The organism is Corallococcus exiguus (assembly GCF_009909105.1).
Lineage (GTDB): Bacteria > Myxococcota > Myxococcia > Myxococcales > Myxococcaceae > Corallococcus > Corallococcus exiguus.
This window is the reverse complement of the sequence record NZ_JAAAPK010000011.1, coordinates 371978-379762: the sequence shown is the minus strand read 5'-3', so window position 1 is coordinate 379762 and position 7785 is coordinate 371978. Positions and strand designations below refer to the sequence as shown.

At 69.5% G+C, this 7785-nt stretch carries 9 protein-coding genes; 5 read left to right on the top strand and 4 right to left on the bottom strand.

The window, feature by feature from the left end:
- Positions 1-131 precede the first annotated feature (131 nt).
- The 5 genes from GTZ93_RS34385 to GTZ93_RS34365 all read left to right on the top strand — a co-directional run bounded on the left by GTZ93_RS34385 (position 132) and on the right by GTZ93_RS34365 (position 3022).
- Positions 132-518 carry a VOC family protein gene (locus GTZ93_RS34385; protein WP_139924101.1) on the top strand — a complete coding sequence of 129 codons (387 nt, stop codon included), beginning with the start codon at positions 132-134 and terminating at the stop codon, positions 516-518.
- A 50-nt stretch (positions 519-568) separates the two neighbouring features.
- Positions 569-1651: a HEAT repeat domain-containing protein gene (locus GTZ93_RS34380; RefSeq protein WP_139924103.1), complete on the top strand. Its 1083-nt coding sequence runs from the start codon at positions 569-571 to the stop codon at positions 1649-1651.
- A gap of 108 nt (positions 1652-1759) precedes the next feature.
- The gene (locus tag GTZ93_RS34375; protein WP_161663231.1) at positions 1760-2419 is read left to right on the top strand and encodes a hypothetical protein; all 660 of its coding nucleotides are present in this window, start codon (positions 1760-1762) and stop codon (positions 2417-2419) included.
- Positions 2420-2423: 4 nt separating this feature from the next.
- Positions 2424-2660: a hypothetical protein gene (locus tag GTZ93_RS34370; RefSeq protein ID WP_121778537.1), complete on the top strand. Its 237-nt coding sequence runs from the start codon at positions 2424-2426 to the stop codon at positions 2658-2660.
- Positions 2657-3022, top strand: a complete 366-nt coding sequence (locus GTZ93_RS34365; protein WP_120566647.1) for a hypothetical protein — start codon at positions 2657-2659, stop codon at positions 3020-3022. Before GTZ93_RS34370 ends, GTZ93_RS34365 begins: the two co-directional genes overlap by 4 nt.
- A 62-nt stretch (positions 3023-3084) precedes the next feature.
- On the opposite strand, the gene GTZ93_RS34360 is transcribed toward GTZ93_RS34365, so the two are convergent.
- The 4 genes from GTZ93_RS34360 to GTZ93_RS34345 all read right to left on the bottom strand — a co-directional run bounded on the left by GTZ93_RS34360 (position 3085) and on the right by GTZ93_RS34345 (position 7777).
- Positions 3085-4299, bottom strand: coding sequence for a glycoside hydrolase family 19 protein (locus GTZ93_RS34360; RefSeq protein ID WP_139916056.1), 1215 nt, complete (start codon positions 4297-4299; stop codon positions 3085-3087).
- 128 nt (positions 4300-4427) lie between these two features.
- A complete protein-coding gene (locus GTZ93_RS34355) occupies positions 4428-5189 on the bottom strand; it encodes a type 1 glutamine amidotransferase domain-containing protein (protein WP_139916055.1) in 762 nt (253 codons plus the stop codon).
- Positions 5190-5228: 39 nt separating this feature from the next.
- Positions 5229-5936, bottom strand: a complete 708-nt coding sequence (locus GTZ93_RS34350; RefSeq protein WP_139916054.1) for a response regulator transcription factor — start codon at positions 5934-5936, stop codon at positions 5229-5231.
- The gene (locus GTZ93_RS34345) at positions 5933-7777 is read right to left on the bottom strand and encodes a sensor histidine kinase (protein ID WP_139916053.1); all 1845 of its coding nucleotides are present in this window, start codon (positions 7775-7777) and stop codon (positions 5933-5935) included. The genes GTZ93_RS34350 and GTZ93_RS34345 overlap by 4 nt, the downstream gene beginning before the upstream one ends.
- Between the last annotated feature and the right edge of the window lie 8 nt (positions 7778-7785).

Genomic DNA, 7785 nt, shown 5'->3' with positions numbered 1-7785 from the left:
AAACCTCTCATTGACGAACCGGACTCGCGTGGAGCAGCGCGTCCGGCCCGAAACCGACTTCTTCAGCAGCCTGCTAGCCCCAGCACGCTTCACGCAGTGGACGGAACAGGCAACCCCCCAGGAGACACGAAATGAAGATCAGCGTGACGAGCGTGATGGTGGATGATCAGTCCAAGGCCCTGAAGTTCTACACGGAGGTCCTGGGCTTCGTGCTGAAGGTGGATGTCCCGATGGGGCCCAAGGACCGGTGGCTGACCGTCGTCGCGCCGGACGCGCCGGAGGGCACGCAGATTTTGCTGGAGCCCATGGGCTTCGCGCCCGCGCGAGTGTTCCAGAAGGCGCTGTTCGACGCGGGCATCCCGTTGACGTCGTTCGGCGTGGATGACTGTGAAGCGGAATATGAACGCATGGTGAAACTCGGCGTGGTGTTCCGCAGCAAGCCCACCGTCATGGGCCCCGTCACCGTCGCTGTGTTCGAGGACACTTGCGGGAACCTCATCCAGATAGCGCAGGTCTGAGCAGTGTGTTGAAGCCCCGGGCCCCCGGGGTGTTGCGCTAGCGTGGAGCCATGTCTTCGGAGCGCAGCAAGGGCCGTGTCCGCACGGTGGAGGAAGGGTTGGGGCGGCTGTCCTCGCACGATGCGGGAACACGCGAGGAGGCGCAGTCGGCGTTGGAGGAGCTGCTGATATCCGGGGAGCCGGCGGCGCGGGAGCGGACCGCGCGAGCGCTCCTGGAGGAGCTGGGGCGGCCCGGGACGGCGGTCACGGAGCCCCTGCTGTTCCTGTTGCAGCGCAGCTGGTGGCCTCCGCAGCCGGGCCTCGCCGGGCTCGCCGTCCAGAGCGTGCTGGCTTCGCTGACGCGGATGGAGGCGGACGCCCCGGCGCTGGAGAACGCCGCGAGCGTGCTCGCCGGGGTGTGCCGGGTGGATCCCTTCCAGCTCGCCGCGCTGGACGGGCTGTTCCAGCACCCGAGGGCCTCCGTGCGCGGCGCCATGGCGCGCGTCGTGGGGCGGTTGGGAACCGCCGCGGCGTCGGAGCTGCGCCAGTTGCTGGCCCTCCTGGAGGACGAGGAGGCCGTGGCCCTCTCCGCGCTGGAGTCCCTGGCCGCGCTCGCCCCGTTGGCGCCGGACCTCACCGCGCCCCGGCTGCTGGAGCAGGTGCGCGACTCCGACGGAGCGCGCCTCTACCTGGCCCTGGTGTCGCTGCGGGGCCTGTTGGAGGAGTTGAACGGAGATGCGCGGCCCGCGCCCGCGTTGCCAGGCTTGGAGTCCGCGCTGCTGCGCCCGCTGACCGCGCCGGAAGCGCCCATCCGGCAGGAAGCGGCGGCGTTGCTGGGGTTGCGCGGTCCGCTGTCGCCCGAGGCCATCGCGGCCCTGCGCGAGCACCTCCGCGACGAGAGTCCACACGTCGCGGCCCGCTCCGCCGTGGCGCTGGTTCGCTCCGGCGCTCCGGCGGCGGAGGCCCTCTTCCTGCTGAAGGGCCAGCTGGGCCCGGCCGCGTCGCGCGAGCTCCAGGAGGCCGCCGTGGCCGCGCTGGAGGAAGCAGACCCGGCCCGGTTGGGCCGTGCCAGGGGGCTGCTGGAGACGGTGGCGCGCGACGCGGCGGGGCTGACGCGCGAGGCCCTCTTCGAACTGCTGGGACAGCTTCCCTGACGGCGGGACCCGCCGCGTCCCCCTCCACCCCCTGTCTTGACGGGGTCGCACTTCGCGGCCCAGGATTGGGAGTGCAGCGCCGTGGGAATAATCCCATGAGGGGGAAACATGGCTGGCTTCTTCGACGAAGAGGACGAGGCTCCGCAGTCCAACACCGCGCGGGTGGAAGAGGTGCGGCTCCGTCCGCGCGGGCCCACCCCGCCCCAGGAGGAGTTTCCGCATCCGGGCCGGAAGCCTGGAGCGGGGTTCTTCTCCGACGCTCCCGAGCCGCTCCGGCGTCCCGGAGGCCAGGCGGATTTGCAGATGCCGGCCGTCATGCCGGATGACGAGGGGGGCTTCTTCGGGAGCAACCGCTCCCAGACGGAAGACCCCTTCAGCATGCCCTCCTCGGGGGAGGAGCCGGCGGAGGACCCGGTCATGGCCGGCATCGAGGCCGCGGGGAATGGCCGTTCCGCGAGCCAGCAGCAGCGGGACAAGACCTACGACGCCATCGGCAAGGTCGCGGGGGCCGTGGGCCTGGTCTCCGGGGTGGCGGACCTCGTGTATCCGGGCAGCGGCTCGGTCGTGCGGGGCGTGGGGAAGGCCATTGGCGGGGCTGCCGTGGTGGGACGGGGGCTGGGGGCCGTCATGGACGACGCCTATGACCGGATCGATTCGAACCGTCACGAGCAGACGCAGGCGGACATCGCGCGGATGAAGGACCAGGCGGCGCGGGACAAGATCAACAAGAACACGCCTCGCGGCCACAACAAGATCACCGAGGACTGAGTCCATGCCCCTGCGCGCACACCCTGTGCAGAAGGAGTCGAAGACCCTCCTCTGCATCAACTGCCCGAACACCCTGCTGACCGTCCCCCCCAGCCGCTACACCTTGCAGCCGGACGACAGCTTCGCGACGCCGCAGGTCCTTTCGTTGTTCGCCGCGGTCTGTGACACGTGTGGATACACAGAGCTCTACAAGGAAGGCCCGCTGTTCCAGGGCGGCAGGTCCGAGGAGGGGGAGTCATGAAGACGAAGGTCCTGCTGGCCCCGAAGGAAGACATCCAGCTGCAGTCCCTGGTGGCGACGCGGAGGCCCGATGACACGTTCTTCGGCACCTACCTGGCGACGATGACCAGCAAGCGCGTCTTCGCCGAGGACGCCAACGGCACGCTGCTCTTCAACTTCTACTTGAAGGACATTGCCCGCGCGGAGGTGCGCGAGAGCTTCTGGAAGGGCGACGGCATCCGGCTGCTCCTCCAGGACGGCAACGACTTCGTCTTCAAGCTGATGAAGGACGGCATCTACGAGGACGCGGACGCCGCACGGCGGTGGGTGAACACCATCAACCAGGTGTTGCTCATCTGGCGCAACCAGGCCCCCGCCCGCTAGGGGCGTGTCTGACGGATGCAGGTGGCGCTCGCCAGAGGCGCTGAGCGCCACCCGCACCGGGCCTAGCACTCCAGATTGTTGCCGGGGCTCACGCCCAGCAGGTTGCAGAAGTGCTTGTACGTGTCCACGCGGCTCTTCACCTGGGCGGGGTTGCGGCCGTAGCACTCCACCGACCCGTTGATGGTGCGGATGGTCTCACCGAAGCCCGCGCCGTTGACGATGGCGTTGTGGGCCGTCATGGAGCCGGCGCCATTCTGCGTGGTCCAGAACCAGAAGCCCGTGCGCCACGCGGCGTTCGCGTCCTGGGCCAGCAGGTCCGGGTTCGCCTGGAGCGGCAGGCCCAGCGCGTTGCCCGCCGCGCAGTAGTTGCCGTTCCACGACAGCTGCATGGGGCCGCGTCCGAAGTACCGCTTGCCCGGGGCGCAGCTGCACCCCGGAGGGCCCCACGACGTGTCGCAGTAGTCGCCCTTGTTGATCTCCTCGATGTACACGAGCCCGCCCGTCTCGTGTGACACGTTGGCCAGGAAGGCGGCCACCTCGCGCTTGCGCGTGTCGGTGTCACCCGTCGTCGCCAGGCCCGGGAAGCCATTCGCGGCGGCGATGAGCGCGTCGTACGTGTAGAAGCCGTTGCGGCCGGGGAACATGGTGTTGAACATGTCGCGGGTGAGGATGCCCCCGAAGCCCGAGCCGCCCCCGGTCCCGCCGCCGGAGACCTTGTCGAACGTCCAGCGCTGGTTGTCGCGGTCCGCGTAGAACGGGTACTGGACGATGAGGGTGCCGTTGTCAGGCAGGCCATACGACAGGTCCATGGCCATACCGGTGTGGCGCGGGTGGAAGCTGAACTGCGTGCCGCCCCGGTTGATGAACTGGAACTGCTGGTTGGCGCCGTCGACGTAGGTCCACTGGTGGAGGACGGCGTTCTCCGCGGTGCTCACCCCCACGATGTCCAGGGCCTTGCCGCTGTTGACGTTGATGATCTTCCAGAACCCGCCCGACGTGGGCGAGATGTGGAACTTCTGCGCGTTGGTGCCGTTGCAGTCCCACTGCTGCACCTTCGCGCCGTCCGCCGTGCTGGACGACGCCACGTCGATGCACTTGTTCGTCCGCACCGAGCGGATGACGTAGTCGCCCTCCGTGATGGTCGACACCACGGCGGCGCTCTCCACCTGGCCCACGGCTTCTTGCGCGGTGTCTCCGGCTTCCGGCCCTGAACAGCCCGCCAGCGCGCCCACGACTCCCAGCAACGACAGACCGCGGATCATTCCCTTGTGGCTCATGACGTCTCCCATGGGTACCGCCAGCAGATGGAGGAACTCCTGGGAGGTGTATTTGTACGTCCCAGGTAGACTTTGTTTTCTGAAAGAACAAAGTCTCCTGGCTTCATGCCATCAGGCTAGATATCCAGTCAATCCGGGGAATCCGAAAGACGCTTCAGGAAGCGCTCCGTGAAGAGGTACGCGTCCCCCGGCCAGCGCGCGGACACGTAGCGCCCGTCCTCCACCACGAAGGCGGGCGCGTGGTCCGTCGCGGTGCCGCGCTTGGACAGGACGCGGGGGCCTCGCTCGAAGTGGCTCGGGTCCGCGAGCGCGGCGGCGACCTCCTCCTCCACGTACGCGGGATAGGTGCGGTAGTAGCGCCCCAGCTTCCACGCGGTCAGCAGGTACGCGGAGCGCTCCATGTACTTCGGCAGGCACGTGGTGCGCGTGCCGTGGAGCACGCTCCTACCGGTGGCGGGGTCTTTCGTGCGCGCCAGCACCAGCACGCCGTGGCAGATGGCCGCCACGGGCCGCTGGAGTGCCCAGAACGCCGCCACCTTCGCCTGGAGCGCGCCGCTGCCCAGGTACTGCCGCATGCCCGGCGCATGGCCTCCAGGCAGCAGGAGCGCGTCGAAATCCGACGGCGTCACCGCGTCCCAGGTCAGAGGCTTCTGGAAGGCCTGCGTGAGCGTGAGGTCGCCATAGAAGCGCTTGGGCTCCGGATCCGCGCCCAGCTGTCCGAAGAGCACGCCGGTGAGCAGCAGCGGATCCGCGGCGGGCATGTGGCCCTTCTCCGTGGCGAACACCACTTCGTGGCCCGCGTCGGTGAGCAGGCGCCAGGGGACGGCCACCTCGGTGACGTCGAAATCATGATCGGGCAGCGGGACGAGGACGCGGCGAGCAGAGGCCATGCGGCCAGTCTTTCCCGCGGTCCCGGGGCTGACAAGCGGTCAGGAGCCTCGCTCGATTTCCATCCGGTAACCCACGCCGCGCACGGTCTGGATGGAGAAGCGTGAGGCGCTGGTCCACTTGAGCTTGCGCTTCAGGCTGGAGACGAAGTTGTCCACGGTGTGTGGATCCACCACCACGTCCGTGCCCCAGACCGCGTCCAGGATTTCGTCGCGCTTGAGCGCCCGCTCGCGCTCCTTCAGGAAGAAGGCCAGCAGGTCGAACTCCTTGCGCGTCAGTTCCACCTCCGCGCCTTCGGGGGAATCCACGCGCCGCCGGTCCAGGTCCACGCTGTAGCCCGCGAAGCGCAGGACCTTCGCCGGGGCCACGCCGCCACCGCGCTTCAGGTGGGCGCCCACACGTGCGAGCAATTCGCGCAGCCGGTAGGGCTTGCCCAGATAGTCCTGTGCGCCGGACTCGAAGCCGCGCACCACGTCCTCTTCCAGCGTGCGCGCGGTGAGCATCAGCACCGGCACGCCCAGGCCTTCTTCTCGCAGTGCGCGGCAGAGCGAGTAGCCGTCTCCATCCGGCAGCATCACGTCCAGGAGGATGAGCTGGAAGTCGCGGCGGGACAGGTGCTCGCGCGCCTCCTTCACCGTGGCGGCCTCCTCCACGGCGTAGCCTCCCTGGTGCTCCAGATTGTCACGCAGCGCGAGCCGCAGGTTCGGGTCGTCCTCCACGACGAGGACGGTGGGGGCGGCGATGGTCATGCGTTGCTCCGGGCCTCGGGACGGTACTCGGGAAGGGTCAGTTCGAACGTCGTGCCTTCGGCGCTGGAGGCCGCCACGCGCAGCGTGCCTCCGTGCAGCCGGGCAATCTTCCGGCACAGCGCGAGCCCCAGCCCGCTGCCGGGGACCTCGCGGCCGTCGCGGCCGGACAGCCGGTAGAACTCGCCGAAGACGTGCTCCCACTCGGACGCTGGGATGCCGGTGCCGTTGTCCGTGAAGTGCACGCGCCCTCCGGACAGCGTCTGGACATGCAGGCGCACGGGGCTTCGCGTGTTGTACGCGCATGCGTTGCGCGTCAGGTTCGCAAGCAGCAGCCGCAGCAACTGCGCGTCCGCGTTCAGTTCACGCGCGTCCACGTCCGCTGTCAGCTCCACCGGCATCGGCGCGCCGGACTCCAGGTCCCGGCGCAGGTTGGAGACCAGCTCGTCCAACCGCACCGGCGCGAGCTTCGGCACCCAGCGCCCCTTGTCGATGCGGTTGAAGGACAGCAGGTTCTCCACCAGGAAGCCCAGCCCGTCCGCCTCGCGGATGATGCGCGCGGGGTAGTCCTTCGCGTCCGCGCCCTCCGCCACCCGCCACTCCAGCGTCTCCGCGAGCAGGCGGATGGAGGCCAGCGGCGTGCGCAGTTCGTGCGACACCGTGGCCACGAAGTCGCTCTTCAGCTCCAGGAAGCGGTACTTGCGCTGCTGTGCCACGAAGGCCAGCACCGCGATGGTGAGCGCCAGCGCCGCGCACAGGGCCAGCATCAGCGTCTTGATCCGGTAGCGGCTCTCCAGCGCCTCTTCGCCCCGTGTCCACTCGGGCGACTCCACCGCCACCGGCAGAGACGCCAGCGTCAGCACCGGCGCATCCCCCGGCAGGGTCACGTGTCCGTCCGCCTTGAGCAGGCCGCGCTCCCTCATCTCGCGGGTGAGCCCCGCCAGAAGCCCTGACAGGTCCAGCGCCAGCCCGCGCACGTCGCTCCCCTGGAGCGGCTCCAGGTACCAGCCGGACCGCGCCAGCACGGGCTCCCGCACGTCCTCCGGCAGGGGCAGCGGCGTCGACGCCATCTCGCGCGTCCTTGCTTCGAAGTCCGCCACCGGAACGCCCACGCGCGTGGAGAGCGCGACCACCTTCCCGCGCAGGAAGTCGAAGTCCTCTGGTGTGAGGCGCGAGCGCTTGAGCAACAGCAGCCGCTGCAAGCCCTCCAGCCGCCCACCGCCCTGTCCATCCACGAGCCCGTCGCGCACCAGGGCCCGCATCAGGTCCGGCACCACGTCGCCCCGCGCCGCCACGTCCTCCAGCACCACCAGCATCGAGGGCAGGTCCCTCGTGGACGCGAGCACGAAGCGGGCGCGGTGCTGGAGCAGCGCCATCAGCGACAGCAGCGTGGCCCGCCGGTCCTTCGCCTTCAGCGACTGCTCCACCAGCGCCATCCGCTCCAGCCGTTCCTTCCAGGGCCCCTCGTCCTCGTCCGCGACCTCCGTGCCGGCGCGTAGCCGCGCGTAGCGGTCCTTCGCGGGTGAGTCCCCCGCCGTATCGAAGAGGGCCAGCCGCGGCAGCACCTGCTCCCCCTGTTCCCGCAGGTACAGCCCCGGCGTGGCCACGAGCGGATCCTCCTTCGCCGCGGCGAGCGTGGAACGCGAGGCATCCAGTCCCTCTCGCAGCGCCTGCCCCAACGACGCGCGGGCGTACTGCTCCAGGGCCTCGCGCCGGGAGCGGAGCGAGGCCCGCGCATCCTCGCGTTCCGCGGCGAAGATGCGGTGGAGATAGCCCAGGCCGACCGCGAGCCCGGCGAGGCCGAGCACGAGTGCGACGAGGGTGGGCAGCAGCCTGCGCGGCATCCGGACAG